Below are 17,537 nucleotides of genomic sequence, written 5' to 3'. Positions count from 1 at the left end.
CCACGCACGGGGCCTTGAAGGCTATCTGCTAGAAAGGAAAAAGCTTGAACCGATCACCTGCCAGAAAGTAAAAGATCGAACCGTTCACCGCCCTGGGGAGCGCGGCCGCATCATCTGCCGCCAGAACCGGCCACTGTCCATGATGCGGGTAGCGGTACTGAGCAAGTGGTCCAAGGCAAAGGGTTTGCGCAGTACAGGCCCGACCGCGTCACCCTGCCCCTCGGTGGAAAACCCGGTCATGGTGATCACCGGGATTTCCGGAAAGCGCCCGGCGATCACATGGCCAAGCTCCAAACCGTTCATGGAGCCGGGCATTTGAACGTCTGTGACCACCAGTTGGATGCGCTGCGCGGTGGCGCTGAGCATTTCGAGGGCCTGGTCAGCGCTGTTGGCCACCAGTGAGCTATAGCCTTCCTCTTCGAAGGCTTGGGACATCATCACCGCAATCAGCGGTTCGTCGTCAACGATCAGCACCAACTTGGTGGGGCTACCCGGTGCGTCTTCGTGCATGCAGTTACTTCCTGATTCGCGAATGCAGCTGACGAGGATACCACTTTCGCTCTAGCCTGGGGCCCCTGCAGGGGTCAGTAGGCAGACGCGGCCGCGCTTTGGCCGGTGACGATGCTTACCCCGGAGCTGGTGCCCAGGCGGGTAGCGCCGGCCTCGATCATGGCCACGGCGGTGGCGTAATCGCGCACGCCGCCCGAGGCTTTTACGCCCATCTCCGGGCCCACGGCGCGGCGCATCAGGGCTACGTCGTCCAAGGTAGCGCCACCGCGGCTAAAGCCGGTGGAGGTTTTCACGAAGGCCACGCCCAGCGCTCGGCATATTTCACAGGCGCGGGTTTTCTGCGCGTCGTCCAGCAGGCAGGTTTCCAGGATCACTTTCAACGGCACCTGACCACAGGCGCGGTGCACAGCGGCGATATCATCGCGCACCACTTCGAACAGGCCGTCACGCAACGCACCGATGTTCAGCACCATGTCAATTTCACCAGCGCCCGCGGCGATGGCCTGGGTTGCCTCGAACGCCTTGCTCTCAGCCAGCCCCGCGCCGAGGGGAAAGCCCACCACCGCGCAGACCTTGACCGCCTGCCCGGCCAGCAGTTCGGCGGCATAAGGCACCTGGCCAGAGTTGACGCACACCGAATAAAACCCATGGGTTTGGGCTTCGCTGCACAGGGCGGCGATCTGAGAACGGGTCGCGTCAGCGGCCAACAGGGTATGGTCGATATACTTAGCCAGTGCCGAAGGTTCGAGAGACGTCATGGTGTAAGGTCCTGATGAAAGAATCGAGAAAAGTGGTCAACGCTGTACGCAACGCCGGAATGTTAATAGAGTACCAATTAATGGTAAATTTACAACACAACCTGAGGCTTGGAAGTACCCGTGGACAGTAAACGCGCAGAACGCATCAAAGTGATTCAGCAAGCCCTTCAGGAGCAGAAAGCCATCCACCTGCGGGAGATGGCAGCGCTGCTGGATGTGTCGGAGATGACCCTGCGCCGAGACCTGAACCGCTACCCGGAACGCTTTCATTTGTTGGGCGGCCACATCACCCTGGCGTTCGACCCCAACGAGGCAGCGGACTATAAAGTCAGCGAGCAAGGCACTCGGCATGTGGAAGAAAAACGCCGAATCGGCAAGCTGGCGGCGAGCTTCATCAAACCGGGAGACACGGTGTTCTTCGACTGCGGCACCACCGTGCCCTTTGTAGTGGATTTCATACCCGACGAGCTTGAGTTCACCGCCGTGTGCAACTCGCTGAACCTGCTACTCAAGCTTCAGCAAAAACCCAACTGCACCTTGGTGTTGTGCGGGGGTACCTTCCACCGCAAGAACCAGGTGTTCGAACATCGGGATGAAGCCAGCGTGCTCGACAGCCTGCGCCTGACCTGGGCCTTCGTGTCCGCGGCGGGGGTGAGCCACACCTATGGGGTGACCTGCTTCAACCTCAATGAGGTGGAGGTCAAGCAGAAGGTGCTGCGCCAGGCCCAGCACCGCATGCTGTTGGCCGACCACAGCAAATTCGACGCTGTGCGTACCGCGCACTTCGCCACCCTGGAACAGTTCGAGGTGGTGGTGTCCGACAAAAAGCTACCCAAGGCCTACCGGGCGCTGATCGAAGGTCAAGGCGCACGGGTGGTGACCTGAACCTCCCTGCGCCCCGCCGCTGCTTGCTGAGCTAAATTAAAGCGCAGCAGCGCTCAAGCCTTTAGCTCGGCCACCAGCCCTTCTCGCTCCTCGGCGGTCAGGTAGCCAGTGGTCACGCTGAAGGCCGCCCGGGCGCCCGGGGCCAACTGCCTGAGGTTGCCCTTGGCTTTCTCCACCAGGTAGCCCTCCGGCTCACAGGTTGCCGGCAGCACAAAGGCCGCCACCGCGTGGTCGGCGTTGTTCAAGATCCAACGCGCGCCGTGGGAAAACTGATCCGGGCGATAACGGGTATAGAAGGCACTCCCTGCCGGGTGCTCCAACAGGAAGTGCGCCTCGCCAGCGGCATCGGCAGTCACGCTTTCGAAGAAGCACACAATCTCCGGGTCATACATCGCCGGCGCATCCAGCGTGGTCAGCCGCTCAGGCGCTGCGCTCAGCTCTGCCATATAGGCAGCCCATTCCGGCGTGGGCTTCACGTGAGCCGGCACGCTGTTGCGTACCCGAGTCACGGCCCGCCCCAGGGGTTCGACAAACCGCGCGCCTGGAACATAGGCATGGTTCATGTGGGCCATGTACATCAAGTCCATAGGCTTGCCTGCCAGGTTGACCACCTGCATCTGAATATCGAACAGGGCAGAACCGGCATGCAGTGTGACCGAAGGCTCGGCGCGGTAGCGGTCGCCGAAGCCTTGCACGTACTCGAACGTACCGCCCAGGCGCAGATAGGCACCGGCTTGGTCCTCGCCGACTTCCAGCCAGGCGCTGTCCATGGGCGCGCAGGGCATCTCGCCGTGCAGCGGGTGGTCATCCTCCGGCGTGGGGCAGCCATTGCGCAGCAGGCCTGCATGGAACATAAAGCAGCCGTAGGTGCCCAGAATGGAAGGCGTTGGCCGTGGCTGGTCGAACAGGCTGCGCATGGTCAGGTCGCAGCCGTCGAACACCGCCGACCAGACCATCTGGCCTTGATACGGCAGCACCACCACACGCCCACGGGCGTTTTCCAAGGCCAGGGCCTTGACCCCACTGGGGTAGGTCCAGGCCAGCACGCGAAAGTCCGCGGATTCGAGCAGCAAGTGCTCCGCGCCGGCGAATTGCTCGGCGCACAGTGTGAAAGTAGTGGGCTTCATGAGGCGGTTACCACGTTGGCGGATACGGGATGGCGACGGCTATGACGCAGGCAGCTCACGGCGTAGGCCACGATCACCACGAAGCACAGCAGCGGCACGCTATAGGCGACCTGCATATTGCCATGGGTGGCGTCGGACAGCAGCCCTTGGAAGATCGGAATCACCCCACCACCGACGATGCTCATCACCAGCAATGAGCCCCCTACCCCGGTGTCCTCCCCCAGCCCCTCGATGGTCAGGCCGTAGATGGTCGGCCAGCACGGGCCCAGGAAGATGCTTACGCCCACCGCGGCATACACCGCGCTGATGTTCGGTACCAAAATAGTATAAGCCAGCAGCACGATCGCCAGTACGCCGTAGAGCGCCAGCACCTTGGCCGGCTGCATCTTGCGCATTAGCAGGTTGGCGACCATCTTGCCCACGAAATAGGCCGCGAAGGTAGTGAGTAAGAACCAGGACGCGCTGCGCTCGTTCATCCCGCCCATTTGCATGGCCAGGCGAATGGTGAAGCTCCATACACCCACCTGGGCACCTACATACAGGAACTGCGCCAGCACCCCGAAGGTAAAGCGCGGGTTGCGCCATAGGCGGCCAAGGCTCTCACCGATACCGGCGGTTTTAACGTTGGCCTGGGCATTGCCTTTGCACGCCGGAAAGCGGGTGATGGCAACCAGCACGAACACCAGAATCAGCACTGCGATCATCCACTTGTACGGCAGCAGGGTGGACTGGATCATCTGCAGCTGTTGCACCGCGGCATCCGCGGCGCTCATCTGGGTCAGTTGTTCATGGGTGGCATCGGTGTCCTTGAACATCACGAAGCTACCCACGTACACGCCAGTCATCGCGCCGAAAGGGTGAAACGTCTGAGAGATGTTCAGGCGGCGGGTACCGGTTTCCCGTGGCCCCATCAGGGTGGAGTAGGTATTGCAGGCGGTTTCCAGGAACGCCAACCCTGCCGCGATCACGAACAGCGCAATCAGGAACATTTCATACTTGGCGGCGGAGGCTGCCGGGAAGAACAGCATGCAGCCGAACATGTAGAGCAGCAGGCCTACCAGGATGGTGGTCTTGTAGCTGAAACGCCGCACCACCAAGGCCGCCGGAATGGCCACGAAGAAATACCCCAGGTAAAACGCCGACTGCACGAAGGCGGTCTGGAAGTCACTGAGCAAAAAGGCCTTCTTGAAGTGGGCGATCAGCACATCGTTCATGCTGGCGGCAGCCGCCCAGAGCGCGAAAATGCTGCACAGCAGCAGGAAGGCGAACCAGGGCGTACGGTTGAGGTAAAAACCGTCCGGGGTCTGTTGGAGCGCGGGCTTTGTCATTGTTGTTCTCCAGGGTGAACAGGCAGGCCCCGCCTCGGGCAAAGCCGAGGCAGGTAGCGCGGTTTAACGGGTGGCGAGAAAGTGGGCGAATTGCGCGGCGTCCGGGTAGGAGCTTTGGGTACCGCGGCCGGTGACCGAGCAAGCGGAATAGGCAACGGCTTGGGTCATGGCGTTGCGCATATCGCCGTTCTGGCTCCAGTGGTGTGCAAAGCAACCGATAAAGGCATCGCCCGCGCCCGTAGTGTCCTGGGCCGCCACGCTCAAGCCCGGCACATGGAATTCACCCTGCTCGCCCACATAAAGCGCGCCGTTCTCACCCAGAGTCACGATCATATGGCGAACGCCCTGCGCTACCAGCTGGCGGGCAGCTACCGCGGCGGATTCGGCACCCTTTACAGGCTTGCCGGTAATCAACGCCAGTTCGCTTTCGTTGGGCACAAAAAAGTCCAGCTGGGTCAAGTGCTCACGGCTCAGCCCTGCTACCGCAGGCGCGGGGTTGAGCAGCACGGCAATGCCGTGGCGCTTGGCGAATTCGATGGCGTAGTACACGGTGGCCAGGTCGATTTCCAACTGCAATACAATCAGCTTGCATTCGCGCAGTGCCGCTTCGGCGGCGTCAATGTCCGCCGGCGCCAAATGCGCGTTGGCGCCTTTGACGATCAGGATGCTGTTGTGGGAGTCAGGCTGCACGAAAATCGGCGCTACTCCGCTGGAGACACCCGGTACCCGACTAACGAAGCGCGAGTCAATGCCATGACGCTGGAAGTTGGCCAGGGTGTTGTCGGCGAACATGTCGTCACCCACCTTGGTCAGCATCACCACCGTAGCACCCAGCTTGGCGGCGGCCACCGCTTGGTTGGCACCTTTGCCCCCGCAGCCTAGGGCAAAGTCAGGTGCCTCCAGGGTTTCGCCCTGGCCGGGCATCCGGTCGATATAGGTGATCAAATCCACCATGTTGCTGCCGATGACCGCGATCTTGTTCATGAATGTCTTTACCTTGTTCACGCCCGGCAGGCACCGGTGCGTCTTTATTTTTGTTATTTAAATAACATTCCTTGTGAGTATTCAACCTTTTTCTGGTGTTTGGCCCTATAGGATAGGGCCCGGTGTGGCGCGCCGAACGGTTATATAAGCCAAAAACCTTGATTTAGAGCGGTTTTACCACCTATCACATGGGCATGCGCGTGCCTAGCAAACGTTTGCGCCACTGTACGCCCTTGCCGCTGGGCGTAACAGGGCCAGGGAGCACTCACAGCCACCCCAAGCTTTAGCGTAAAGTCGCGTTTTTTTTTAAGCCGATGTCAGTTGGGGTGGGCTTTATTAGTTTCAGGCCGCTGACCGATGTAGCGCTCGAGATAAGTCCACGCTTGGGCGTGAGGAAAGTTAATGCACAGGCAAGGGTGTACAGGTGACTGACACGTTCAGTGGTTTTACCCGGCAGGCCCTAGAGGCCGAAGTCACACGTTTGCGCCAGGCCCTGGCCGACGCGGGCGTGGCGCACAGTGCTGCCTCGCACCCAGCGCACGGCAGCGGCACGCCAGACCTGGCCGCCCAGCTTCAGGCGAGCCAGGTTGCGCTGGCCAGTAGCGAGGCGCGACAGCAGGCCATCTTTGAGAGCGCGGTGGATTTCGCCATGGTGCTTACCGACCGTCAGGGGGTAATCACTGACTGGAACTCCGGCGCTCACCACGTGATGGGCTGGACCCAGGATGAAATGCGTGGCCAGAACGCAGGGCAGTTCTTTACACCCCAGGATCGCGCCGAAGGCCGCCCCGAGTATGAGATGAACCATGCCTTGGAGCACGGCCGTACTTCGGACGAACGCTGGCACCTACGCAAGGATGGCCAACGGTTCTGGGCCTCCGGTGAAATGATGCCCTTGTATGGGGACAACAAAACCCACCTGGGCTTTGTGAAAATCCTGCGCGACCGCACCAACGAACACCTGAGCGGCCGGGCGATCGAAGAAGCTCAGACCCGCTACCGGCTTGCGGTAAAGGCCACCAATGATGCCATCTGGGACTGGAACCTGGCAGCCAACCATGTGCTGTGGAACGACACCCTGGAACAGGCTTATGGGCATGTGCTGCCGACCCCGGAAACCACCGGGAACTGGTGGATCGACCATATCCACCCTGACGACCGAGCACGTATCTACAGCTCTATCCATGAGGTGATCGACGGTGCTGACAATGCCTGGACAGGCGAGTACCGCTTCCGCCGCGCCAACGGCACCTATGCCGAAGTGCTGGACCGTGGCCATGTGACCCGCAACGCCGAAGGCGAGGCGGTGCGGATGATCGGCGCCATGCTGGACCTGACCCGCATGCGCAGCACCGAAGAAGCCCTGCGCCGCAGTGAGGAACGCTTCCGTACCATTTTGGACACCATCGAAGCGGCCTTTGCCATTGTGCAGGTGAAATTCGACGCCAACGATCAACCCGTGGATTATCGATTTCTGGAAGCCAACCCCGCGTTCGAACGCCAGGCCGGGGTGGACCTTCGCGGCAAGTGGGTCACCGAGTTCGCCCCAGACCTTGAGCGCTTCTGGTTCGAAACCTATGGCCGGGTAGCCAAAACCGGCATACCGGCAACCTTCGAAAGTTACGCGCAAGCCTTTGACCGCTGGTTCGACGTGCGCGCGGTACGGGTAGGTGAACCCGAGGAACGGCAGATCGCCATTCTGTTCAACGACGTTACTGGCCGGCGCAATGCCCAAGAACGGCTACGGGAAAGCGAAGCCCTGGCGCGGGAGAACGTTGAACGGGTGCAGTTGGCCCTGGCGGCGGGTGCGATCTTCGGCACCTGGCATTGGGACCTGCCTAACGACAGCTTCACCGTGGACGAAGCCTTTGCCCGCGCCTTCGGCCTGGCGCCAGGCTTGGGCCTTAAAGGGCTGAGCCTGGAAGAGGTGATCGCCACCGTGCACCCCGAGGACCGTGAGGGGTTGATCCGGGCGATAAATGAAGCAGTCGCCCGTGGTGGTGCCTATGCCCATCAGTACCGGGTTCGCCGCGCCGATGGCCGCTATTATTGGATCGAGGCCCATGGCCGCGTGGACCACGGGCCAGACGGCACGCCACTGAGCTTCCCCGGGGTGCTTATCGATGTAGAGGAACGCCGCTCGGTAGAAGCCCAGCGCGACCGCGCCACCGCAGCCCTGCGCGCGCTCAACGAAACCCTGGAGCAACGGGTGATGGCGCGCACCGCCGAGCTGATGCAGGCCGAAGAAAAACTGCGCCAGTCGCAGAAGATGGAGGCGGTCGGGCAACTTACCGGCGGCTTGGCCCATGACTTCAACAACTTGTTGGCGGGGATGTCCGGCGCGCTGGAAATGATGGCCATGCGCATCGCCCAAGGCCGCCTGACCGACGTAGACAAATACCTGGTTACCGCACAAGGCGCGGCCAAGCGCGCCGCTGCCCTCACCCACCGCTTGCTGGCGTTCTCGCGCCGACAAACCCTTGACCCTCGCCCAACGGATGTGAACGCCCTGGTGGACGGGATGATCGAGCTGATCCAGCGCACCGTGGGCCCGAGCATTGCCGTGATGCCCTTGAAGGCCGATGACCTGTGGTCTGCCCTGGTGGACACTAGCCAGCTGGAAAACGCGCTGCTCAACCTGTGCATCAACTCCCGCGATGCCATGCTCGGAGGGGGGCGCATTGTGATTGAAACCGCCAACCGCTGGCTTGACGCCGAGGACACCGCGGCGCTGGACATCCCCGAGGGTGACTACCTGACCTTAAGCGTTACCGATACCGGCGCGGGCATGCCCCCAGACGTAATGGCCAAAGCCTTTGACCCCTTCTTCACCACCAAACCCATCGGCCAGGGCACCGGCCTTGGCCTATCGATGATCTACGGGTTCGCCAAGCAATCCGGCGGGCAGGTACGCCTGTCTTCTACCCTGGGGGTAGGCACCACCATCTGTATTTACCTGCCGCGCTACCAGGGCCCGACGCTGCCTAGCGAACGTGTGGCCGCCGCCGCCGCCGCCACCCCTGCTGCAGTAGGCGAGACCATCCTGGTGGTGGACGACGAACCCACGGTGCGCATGCTGTTGACCGACGTGCTCAGCGACCTGGGCTATACCCTGATCGAAGCGGCGGACAGCGCGGCGGGCCTCAGGATACTGCGATCGGACACCCGCATTGACCTGTTGATCACCGACGTGGGCTTGCCCGGCGGCATGAACGGCCGGCAAATGGCCGACGCCGCCCGTGAAGCGCGGCCAGGCTTGAGCACCTTGTTCATTACCGGCTACGCTGAAAGCGCCGCCATCGGCGACGGCCAGCTGGAGCCGGGGATGCATGTATTGACCAAGCCGTTTGCGATCGATGCGCTGGCTGCGAGGGTCAGAGAATTAATGCGCAACTAGCGGCTGGATTTGCCAATTCCCTGGATTGCTTTACTATCCCCGCGCCGGTTACCAGAAGTATTAAAAGGGAATCCAGCGGGCCACGGCCCGAAACGGAACTGCCCCCGCAACTGTAGGCGCCGAGCTTGTGTCCGTGATGCCACTGGGTGAACCCGGGAAGGTGGACACAAGCGCAGACGCGCCAGTCAGGAGACCTGCCGGCCAAGGTTTCACCACTGACCGGCGGGGTGCCCGGGAAGGGCATCTTTTCGGCCAGGCCCATTGCGCCCTGGCGCCGGGGCTCGAATGCCGCCCGGCTGGCCGCTAGGGGTGTGCTTTCCGCGCCGCGCCTGGCCTGCCCGACGCTGGAGAACGCGCACTTGACCTTACCTCGCCTATTGACCCTGGCCCTCGCCTTGGGCCTGCCCACCCTGGCCTCGGCCGCCCCTACCCAGTACCCCTTGACCCTGGAGAACTGCGGCAAAGCCCTCACCTTTGCCCAGGCGCCAGCGCGTACGGTGACCATCGGCCAGGCCGGTACCGAGATGCTCTATGCCTTGGGTTTGGGTGACCGCGTAACGGCGACTTCGCTCTGGTTCAACCCGGTGTTGCCACAGTATCAGGCGCTCAATGCAGGCATAGAGCGGCTGGCGGACAATGAGCCGAGTTTCGAAGCGGTGATCGCCAAGCGGCCGCAACTGGTGACCGTACAGTTCGAATGGATGGTAGGCCCTCAAGGCGCGGTCGGCACCCGTGAGCAGTTCGAAGACGTGCGCGTACCTACCTATATCTTCCCTTCCGACTGTGAGGGCAAGAACAACCTGGTCGGCGCCGACGGCACCCGCCTGCAGGCGTTTTCCATCGACAGCCTGTACAAAAGCATCGAACAGCTGGCGCACATTTTCGACGTGCAGGACCGCGGCGCGGCGCTGGTGCAGAACTACCAGGCCCGGCTGGCCGCGGCACAGGCTAAAGCCAAGCCGGCCAGCGGCAAGGGCTTGTCGGCGGTGATCTGGTTCTCCAGCGCCAACCTTGCCACCGAGCCCTTCGTGGCTGGCCGCCAGGGCGTGGCGGACTACATGCTCAGCACCTTAGGCATTCACAACGTGGTGGAGTCCACCGAAGAGTGGCCCACGGTGGGCTGGGAAACCCTGGCCAAGGCCAACCCTGGGTTTATCGTCATCGCACGGATGGACCGCCGGCGCTTCCCCGCCGACGACTACGAGAAAAAGCTCGCGTTTCTTAAAAGCGACCCGGTGACCCGCAACATGGACGCGGTTAAGCGTGACCGTATCCTGATCATCGAAGCCGATGCCCTGCAAGCCAGCACCCGGTTGATCACGGGCATCGAGCAACTGGCCGATGCCAGCCAGCGTTACGCGCCATGATGGTTCGAGGGGCGCTACTGGCGGTGTTGCTGCTGGCCGTGGCTGTATTGGCCGCCATTGCCATAGGGGAAACCGCCATCGAACCTACGGTGGTACTCAAGGTGCTGGCCAATGAGTTAGGGGGCGCGGCCTTCCCGGTAGACCCTATCGACGTAGGCGTGGTCTGGAACTACCGCCTGCCCCGTGCGCTGGTGGCGGGGGCTTGTGGCGCGGGCCTGGCGCTGTGCGGGCTGATCCTTCAAGCCTTGCTGCGCAACGCTTTGGCCGACCCCTACCTACTGGGCATTTCCGCCGGCGCCTCTACCGGCGCGGTGCTGGTATCGTTGATTGGTTTTGGCGGCGGCTTGCTCTCGCTCCCCGCCGGGGCGTTTCTGGGCAGCGTGGCTGCGTTCTCTTTGGTGGCGCTGCTGGCCAGGGCTTCGCGGCTAAGCGGTGGCAGCGGGTTGATCATCCTTGCCGGGGTGGCCAGCTCCCAGCTGTTCAACGCCCTTACCGCCTTCTTGATTGCCCGCTCGGCCAACGCCGAACAGGCCCGCGGAATTTTGTTCTGGCTGCTGGGCAACCTGGGCGGCGTACGTTGGCCCTCGGTGGCCTTGGCGGTGCCAGCGGCCCTGTTGGCCCTGGCCGTTTGTGCGTGGCACAGGCGCGCGCTGGACGCCTTTACCTTTGGCGCCGACTCGGCGGCCGCCCTGGGGGTACCAGTGCGGCAGGTACGCATCGTGCTGATCGGCTGCGCGGCGCTGGTCACCGCCGTGTTGGTGTCGCTGGTAGGTTCCATCGGTTTCGTGGGCCTGGTGGTGCCTCACGCGCTGCGCCTGCTGGTAGGTACCCGGCATACCCGGCTGGTGCCCTTGGCCGCCGTGGCTGGGGCGCTGTTTCTGATGGCCGCCGATGTGCTGTCGCGCACCCTGATCAAGGGCCAGGTGCTGCCTGTGGGGGTGATCACTGCCTTGGTGGGCGCCCCCGTGTTCGCCCTGTTGCTGCTGCAAGGGGACCGCAAGCGATGAGTGCGCCTGTGCTGGCCTGCGAAGGCGTGAGCGTAACCAAGGGCGGCGCCGCGCTGCTAACCGAGGTAAGCCTGGCGGTGATGCCGGGTGAGCGGCTGGGCATCGTTGGCCCCAATGGCTCGGGCAAATCCACCCTGCTGCATGTGCTGGCCGGGCTACTCAAGCCGAGCGCGGGCGAAGTGACCCTGTTCGGCCAGGCATTGAGCAACCTGAGCAGGCGGGACGTGGCGCAACGCCTGGCGGTGGTGGAGCAGCATGCGCAAACCTCTGACCGCATCCGCGTGCGCGACGCGGTGGAGCTGGGCCGCACCCCGTGGCTGTCTGCCCTTGCCCCTTGGGGCAACGAAGACGACGCTAAGGTAAGCGAGGCCTTGCAAGCGGTGGAGCTGGAGCACCTGGCTCAGCGGCACTGGCACAGTTTGTCGGGCGGTGAGCGCCAGCGGGTGCAGATCGCCCGCGCCTTGGCTCAGCAGCCAAAGGTGCTGCTACTGGATGAACCCACCAACCACTTGGACATCCACCACCAGTTGTCCCTGTTGCAGTTGATCCGCGCCTTGCCCCTCACCAGTGTGATGGCCTTGCACGACCTGAACCAGGCCCTGACCTGCGACCGACTGGCCTTGCTCGACCGCGGCCGCCTGGTCGCCTTGGCCCCCCCGGCCACCGTGCTCAGCCCCGAGCGGTTGCGGGCCACGTTCAACGTGGAAGGCCACTGGCTGCCTGGGCCAGAAGGTAGCGCGCCGGTGTTGGCACTGCGCGCCATCGGTGGCTAAGCCCTGCTGCCCGGCCGGGAGCTGAAGAAAGGTTCATCCGCCCCGCCCACCCCAGACAGCCTGCTGAAAGCCAGGCTCCGGTACCCTCGGTGAGTTTTGCAAGCTGCCGCGGCAATACGATACCCATAATAAAGGAGTACCCTTGGTGGAACTGACCCCCGTTGCCTGGCTGGCCCACGACAGCCGCCTGATGCTCTGCTGCGCCCTGGCCATTGCCAGTATCATCGTGCTGATCAGTGGCACGCGCCTGCCGCCTTTTCTATCAATTTTGGTCGGTACCTTTATCGCCGGTATCGGCACGGGCCTGGCCCCGGAAGAGGTGGCCAAGGCCTTTAGCAAGGGTGCCGGGGGGATTCTCGGGGAAGCGGGCATCATCATTGCCCTGGGCGCCATGCTAGGAGCGCTAATGGCTGAATCTGGCGCCGTCAACCGTATCGCCACTACCCTGCTCACCCTGGGCAAAGGCCGGGCGCTACCTTGGGTCATGGCGGTGGTGGCAATGATCATCGGCCTGCCGCTGTTCTTCGAAGTAGGCCTGGTGTTGATGGTGCCGATTATCTTTGTGATGGCGCGTCAGTCCGGCCAGCCGTTGCTGAAAATCGCCATCCCGGCCCTGGCTGGCATGACCACCCTGCATGCCTTGATGCCGCCCCATCCGGGGCCGTTGATCGCGGTCAGCGCGCTGCACGCCGACTTGGGCCTGACCATGTTGCTTGGCTTCACCCTGGCGGTACCAGCGGTCATCCTCGCCGGGCCCTTGTATGGCCTGTGGTTGTCCCGGCGCTTGCAAGTTGAGATTCCCGCCGAGCTGGGCGAGCTATTCGCTGGCCGCCCCGCTGCCACACGCCAACCGGGTTTCGCGGTATCGCTTGGGATCATCCTGCTACCGGTGGTATTGATGCTCGGCAGCACCCTGGCCAAGGTGGCGCTGCCGGCGGAAAACCACCTGGCGCTGACCTTGAAGTTCCTGGGCGAGCCGCTGATTGCCTTAGGCATTGCGGTACTGGCGGCAGTGGTGCTACTGGGTTGGGCTAACGGCCTGGGGCGCGAGCAGGTAGGCACCACCCTGCGCAAAAGCCTGGCGCCCATCGCCGCGTTGCTGTTGACCATCGGCGCCGGTGGCGGGCTTAAGCAAACCCTGCTTGATGCAGGCGTGAGCCAGACCATCAGCAAAGTGGCCGAGGGCGCCCATTTGCCCTACCTGCTACTGGCTTGGCTGATCGCCGTGGCGCTGCGCCAGGCCACTGGCTCGGCCACTGTGGCCACGACCACTACCGCGGGCATTCTGGCGCCGCTGATGGCAGGGCTGGCCCCCACCCAGAGCGCCCTGATCGCCTTGACCATCGGTGCAGGCTCGGTGTTCTTTTGCCACGTCAACGACGCAGGCTTCTGGATGGTGCGCGAGTACTTCGGCCTGCAACTCAAACAAACCCTTTGGGTATGGTCAGTCTTGCAGACCATCGTCTCGGTAGTAGGCTTGATTGGGGCTTCCCTGCTCTGGCTCTGGCTGGTGTAGCCGGTCCGCTGGCCGCTGCAACGGCGGCCAGCGCTTTAGGTAAATTCACAAGATTTCACGCCCGCCTTCATATTGGCTCCATTGACCGGCCTTAACCTTGGCCGTGCATTGCCTATTGCCTATTGCCTATTGCCGGCGCTGGCCGCGCGCTATGCGAGTTCAACGCTGCCTGTGTTGCTCGCCAGCCCCCGGCACGGTTAATTCTCAAGGAGCCAGTCCATGTCCGTTACGGTTGAGCAAACGTCCACACCTACCGATTCGAACAATTCAGAAAACCTGTGGGGCAACTCGGTGGACCGGGCCAAGGCCAAGGACGCCGGTATCGAATGGCAGCGGCCCGAGGGCGACCAACGCTCGGCCCAAGAGATCATCGACGACTGCCCGCTGCTGAAAAACCTGGGCAACCAAAGCGGCGTAAAGGACACGCTCAAGGAGCGCGTGGGCGACTTCGAAAAAGACCCGGATGCCGCTTACCGGGCGGTGCAAGTGTTGGACCACGTGGAGCTGATCAACGAAGGCGGCGAGCGCATCGTCAAAGGCAGCGCGGGCAATGGCCGGGTGGACGGCTTTACCAAGGGTGGTGACGCCAAGCACGGCACCGAGGCCGGCCGTCTGCAGGATTTTGGCAAGTACGGCTGGGAAAACCTCAAGGGCGAGCTCAAGCACGTGGACAGCGCAGGCGAGCATTCCGACGCCCGCGAGCAGGCTGAAGCCGTGGGCATTCAGTGGGTGCGCCCGGACGGCGACACCCGCTCGGCTCAGGAGATCATCGACGACAACCCGCTGCTCAAGCACCTGGGTAACCAAAGCCATGTGAAAGACATGCTCAAGGAGCAAGTGGGTGATTTTGAGAAGGACCCAGACGCCGCCTTCAGGGCTGGCCAGGTGCTGGACCGGGTGGTGGGCTACGACGAAAGCGGCAAGGTGTTGACCGGCGGCGACGTAGCCGACACCCGCATCAATGGCTTTACCAAAAGCGGCGAGGCCAAGCACGGCACTGAAGCCGGGCGCCTGCAAGACTTTGGCAAGTATGGGTTCTCCTCCTTGCCCAAGGCCCAGGCCAGCAGCGATATCGCCAGCTACAAGGATTTTCTCAAGGCGCACCCCAAGGCCGATGCCGGCTCCCAGATGGTGGCCCAGTACGCGGCCATCCTCGACCAGCACTACGACGCAATCCTGAGCAAAACCGGTGCCGATGGCGCGGTGACCGCGCAGAACATCAAGGATTACAAAGACGCTAATCCACAGTTGAGCGCCGACGAAAAAGCCGCCCTGGACTTCTGGTCTGAGCCGGGGGCGTTCAAGATGCTGGACACCGCCGCCAATACCCTATCCAAATCCGCCGACGGCAAGGCCAACCGCGCCGATGTGCAGGCCTGGCTGAAAACCTCGGCCCCCGCCGACGCCACAGGCCTGAGCAACCTACTGTCCACCGTAGTGTCGGGCAACCTGACCAGCAAGGTGGACACCAGCAAGCTGGATAAAGACGTCTTCGAACACCCTGAGAACTACACCGCCGAGCAAAAGGCAGCCGTGCTGATGGACCTGCAACAGGCACAGAAGCTGGTGGTGGACGGCGCCAATGCCGGGATGTGGGCCGATGACTACGGCAAGGTGGCTATCGCCAATGCCTCCGGGGCGCTTTGGGAGCCGGAGAAGGTCCTGCAAGACATCAATGACCACATCAGCCTGCTGCAAAACGACAAGGCCACCGCTGAGTTTCTGCAAAACAGCAATGCCGATGCCATGAAAGCGCTGTTCGAAGGCAGCCCGGGCCTTAAAGACGCGGTCACTAAAACCTACGAGGACGAGATCAAATCCGGCAAGGCGCTGGACGCGGCCTGGGATGCGGCCACCAAGGACGGCAAGACCGACCAGACCACGGCCCTGACCAACTTCTACGCCACCGCCCAAAGCCTGCAAGGCGCGCTGGGGATCAACAACGCAGCGCAGATCCAGGCAGGGGTAGGCAAATCTTCCCATGGCGAAGCCTTGAAAACCTATTACAAGGATTCGTTGGCCTCCGGCGAGCGCATGCGCGAGCTGCTCAAGAACAACTCGCCAGAAACCGCCGCCAGTTTGTTCAGCATGGAAGTGGCGCTGTACAACGCCAACCTGGACCCGACCTTTACCGCAGAATTCGATAAACAGCTCAATGACAACTTCTCCACCATCGCCCAGGAGAACCTGTTCAAGGGCGCTACCTTCGAGGACATGCAAAAGGCCTATGGCAAGGACGGCGGCCCGGAGCTTGACGAAGACAAGGTACGCAAGCTGATCGACCAGATGCGCCAGGAGTCCCCTGAGCTGCTGATGAACAAAGACGGCACCGTGGCCACCACCGACCAGGTACTGTCGGGCTTCCGTGGCAACTGGGATATGTTCCGCCAGGGCACCAAGGCGCTGGACAAGATGGGCTCGCTTTCCCAGTTCGATCTCAGTGGCAACGCCAAGGGGGCCTACGATAGCGGCACGCTCCATGGCGTGAGTGGTTTGTTCCTGGCGGGCATGACCATCGCTCGGGGCGCGCAGGGCTCGGGCAAGCTCACTGACCGTAATATCGTGGACATTACCACCGGCTCGGTACAGGCGGCGACCGTGCTCACCGAAGGCGGCACCAAGGCCTACCAGCAGAGCCTGGATACTTCCATCAAAAACGGCGAGGCTAAGCTGACGGGGCCAGACAGCAGCAAGCTGACCAGCGAGATGCTCGATAAGATCAAAGATAACGTAAAAGACGGCAAGAATTACAAAGCCGTGGCCAAGCAGTTCGAGGAAGGCGCCAAGGGCTTGGGTGGCCTGGCGGGTATCGCGGTAGGGGCCTATGGGATATTCGATGGCGTGGCGGCGATCCGCAAAGGGGACCCACTCTCCGGCGGCTTTGGCATCACCGCCGGCTCCCTGGGTGTGTTGGCCGGTTCCGCCTCGGCGGCCGAAGGCGGTATCGGTTTGCTGATGGCCTCTAACCTGCCCCGCTTCCTCCCCGCGCTGGCCAGCGCCGCCGGGGTACTCGGTTTCCTCGGCGCCGGTGTTGCCGTGCTGGGCGCGATCATTCCCGGCCTGGTCAAGGAAGGCCAACAACAAGCCAAGGCCGATGACTTTGCGCAAGTCTTGGGCGACAGCATCGAGCGTTACGCCATCGACGGGGTAAAAGACGGCACCATCGACGACCTCCCCACCAAGGACTGGCCAGGCGGCGAAGACTCCACCATCGCCTCGTAAGGCCGGTCGCTGGCAAGCCAGGCTGCTACGGCAGATCCCAACCCGTAGCCGCCGGCCTTGGCGCCAACCGCGTTGCCACGACCAGGCTTTACACCCTAGCTTGGCCAGTCGCTGGCAAGCCAGGCTGCTACGGCAGATCCAACCCGTAGCAGCCGGCCTTGGCGCTAACCTTGGCTCGAAGGCTTCTATATTAAAAGGGCTATAGCAGAGTCAAGTTACAATTTTTATATAACCTAAAGTCATTTCGATTAACAACAGGTTATCTTTTAAATAACCAACATGACCCACTCTAGATATTTCAGTTTCGGCAAATTCTTTAATGCCTAATTCAACTTTTTCACAAGTTTTCACAACCCTTATTAGTTGCCTTCAGTAGTATTCGAAGTGTGCAGCGCAGGCCAACGCGTCACCTGGCACTGACTGCGGTGTGCACCTTTCAGCTCGCCCTGGGCAGCTGAGCTAACTGATCCGAATCCTTAAACCCGCAAGGAGAAACATCATGGCCGAAACTCCAACCGTAAGCTCAGGCAATGCCGACGGCGCTATCGCCAAAATGGAAGCCACCTTCAACATGGCGATCGAAAAATCCGCCAAGATCACCGAGATCTCGACTGCCAAGAAAGCCGAGCTCGACGCCACCAAACAACGTCCGCAGAACTGACG

General features: G+C 62.2%; 13 protein-coding genes and 1 riboswitch. Of the genes, 8 read left to right on the top strand and 5 right to left on the bottom strand.

Annotated elements, in window-relative coordinates:
• Positions 1-84 precede the first annotated feature (84 nt).
• Together ACWKV4_RS06470 and deoC are read right to left on the bottom strand one after the other, a co-directional pair.
• Entirely contained in the window at positions 85-510 is a 426-nt protein-coding gene (locus ACWKV4_RS06470; RefSeq protein ID WP_483831261.1) for a response regulator, read from the bottom strand.
• Positions 511-584: 74 nt separating this feature from the next.
• On the bottom strand, positions 585-1,268 hold the full coding sequence (gene deoC / locus ACWKV4_RS06465) for a deoxyribose-phosphate aldolase (RefSeq protein ID WP_483831260.1): 684 nt from the start codon (positions 1,266-1,268) through the stop codon (positions 585-587).
• Positions 1,269-1,388: 120 nt separating this feature from the next.
• On the opposite strand from deoC, the gene deoR reads away from it, so the two are divergent.
• A complete protein-coding gene (gene deoR, locus ACWKV4_RS06460) occupies positions 1,389-2,153 on the top strand; it encodes a DNA-binding transcriptional repressor DeoR (RefSeq protein WP_483831259.1) in 765 nt (254 codons plus the stop codon).
• Between the two features lie 53 nt (positions 2,154-2,206).
• Here deoR and ACWKV4_RS06455 read toward each other — a convergent pair whose 3' ends face one another.
• The 3 genes from ACWKV4_RS06455 to rbsK all read right to left on the bottom strand — a co-directional run bounded on the left by ACWKV4_RS06455 (position 2,207) and on the right by rbsK (position 5,592).
• A complete protein-coding gene (locus ACWKV4_RS06455; protein ID WP_483831258.1) occupies positions 2,207-3,280 on the bottom strand; it encodes an aldose 1-epimerase family protein in 1,074 nt (357 codons plus the stop codon).
• Positions 3,277-4,608, bottom strand: a complete 1,332-nt coding sequence (gene fucP / locus ACWKV4_RS06450) for an L-fucose:H+ symporter permease (RefSeq protein WP_483831257.1) — start codon at positions 4,606-4,608, stop codon at positions 3,277-3,279. Before fucP ends, ACWKV4_RS06455 begins: the two co-directional genes overlap by 4 nt.
• A 63-nt stretch (positions 4,609-4,671) precedes the next feature.
• Positions 4,672-5,592, bottom strand: coding sequence for a ribokinase (rbsK, locus tag ACWKV4_RS06445; protein WP_483831256.1), 921 nt, complete (start codon positions 5,590-5,592; stop codon positions 4,672-4,674).
• A gap of 559 nt (positions 5,593-6,151) precedes the next feature.
• Here rbsK and ACWKV4_RS06440 point away from each other — a divergent pair.
• The 7 genes from ACWKV4_RS06440 to ACWKV4_RS06410 all read left to right on the top strand — a co-directional run bounded on the left by ACWKV4_RS06440 (position 6,152) and on the right by ACWKV4_RS06410 (position 17,535).
• Positions 6,152-8,989, top strand: coding sequence for a PAS domain-containing hybrid sensor histidine kinase/response regulator (locus ACWKV4_RS06440; protein ID WP_483831459.1), 2,838 nt, complete (start codon positions 6,152-6,154; stop codon positions 8,987-8,989).
• Positions 8,990-9,017: 28 nt separating this feature from the next.
• A riboswitch (cobalamin riboswitch) is annotated at positions 9,018-9,205 on the top strand.
• Positions 9,206-9,348: 143 nt separating this feature from the next.
• A complete protein-coding gene (locus ACWKV4_RS06435) occupies positions 9,349-10,356 on the top strand; it encodes an ABC transporter substrate-binding protein (protein WP_483831255.1) in 1,008 nt (335 codons plus the stop codon).
• The gene (locus tag ACWKV4_RS06430; RefSeq protein WP_483831254.1) at positions 10,353-11,363 is read left to right on the top strand and encodes a FecCD family ABC transporter permease; all 1,011 of its coding nucleotides are present in this window, start codon (positions 10,353-10,355) and stop codon (positions 11,361-11,363) included. The genes ACWKV4_RS06435 and ACWKV4_RS06430 overlap by 4 nt, the downstream gene beginning before the upstream one ends.
• Positions 11,360-12,136 carry an ABC transporter ATP-binding protein gene (locus tag ACWKV4_RS06425; protein WP_483831253.1) on the top strand — a complete coding sequence of 259 codons (777 nt, stop codon included), beginning with the start codon at positions 11,360-11,362 and terminating at the stop codon, positions 12,134-12,136. Before ACWKV4_RS06430 ends, ACWKV4_RS06425 begins: the two co-directional genes overlap by 4 nt.
• A 190-nt stretch (positions 12,137-12,326) precedes the next feature.
• Positions 12,327-13,652 carry a GntT/GntP/DsdX family permease gene (locus tag ACWKV4_RS06420; protein ID WP_483831458.1) on the top strand — a complete coding sequence of 442 codons (1,326 nt, stop codon included), beginning with the start codon at positions 12,327-12,329 and terminating at the stop codon, positions 13,650-13,652.
• 219 nt (positions 13,653-13,871) lie between these two features.
• On the top strand, positions 13,872-16,874 hold the full coding sequence (locus ACWKV4_RS06415) for a type III effector HrpK domain-containing protein (RefSeq protein ID WP_483831252.1): 3,003 nt from the start codon (positions 13,872-13,874) through the stop codon (positions 16,872-16,874).
• 499 nt (positions 16,875-17,373) lie between these two features.
• Entirely contained in the window at positions 17,374-17,535 is a 162-nt protein-coding gene (locus ACWKV4_RS06410; RefSeq protein ID WP_483831251.1) for a hypothetical protein, read from the top strand.
• Positions 17,536-17,537: the final 2 nt, after the last annotated feature.

The sequence above is a fragment of the Pseudomonas artemisiae genome, assembly GCF_057128685.1.
The sequence above is the reverse complement of the archived record's forward strand: the minus strand, read 5'-3'. Positions and strand labels throughout refer to the sequence as shown.

Coding starts and splice junctions, on each gene's coding strand:
- ACWKV4_RS06470 (WP_483831261.1), bottom strand. CDS start 510: ATGCACGAAGACGCACCGGGTAGCCCCACCAAGTTGGTGCTGATCGTT.
- deoC (WP_483831260.1), bottom strand. CDS start 1,268: ATGACGTCTCTCGAACCTTCGGCACTGGCTAAGTATATCGACCATACC.
- ACWKV4_RS06455 (WP_483831258.1), bottom strand. CDS start 3,280: ATGAAGCCCACTACTTTCACACTGTGCGCCGAGCAATTCGCCGGCGCG.
- fucP (WP_483831257.1), bottom strand. CDS start 4,608: ATGACAAAGCCCGCGCTCCAACAGACCCCGGACGGTTTTTACCTCAAC.
- rbsK (WP_483831256.1), bottom strand. CDS start 5,592: ATGAACAAGATCGCGGTCATCGGCAGCAACATGGTGGATTTGATCACC.
- ACWKV4_RS06430 (WP_483831254.1), top strand. CDS start 10,353: ATGATGGTTCGAGGGGCGCTACTGGCGGTGTTGCTGCTGGCCGTGGCT.
- ACWKV4_RS06425 (WP_483831253.1), top strand. CDS start 11,360: ATGAGTGCGCCTGTGCTGGCCTGCGAAGGCGTGAGCGTAACCAAGGGC.
- ACWKV4_RS06420 (WP_483831458.1), top strand. CDS start 12,327: ATGCTCTGCTGCGCCCTGGCCATTGCCAGTATCATCGTGCTGATCAGT.
- ACWKV4_RS06415 (WP_483831252.1), top strand. CDS start 13,872: ATGTCCGTTACGGTTGAGCAAACGTCCACACCTACCGATTCGAACAAT.
- ACWKV4_RS06410 (WP_483831251.1), top strand. CDS start 17,374: ATGGCCGAAACTCCAACCGTAAGCTCAGGCAATGCCGACGGCGCTATC.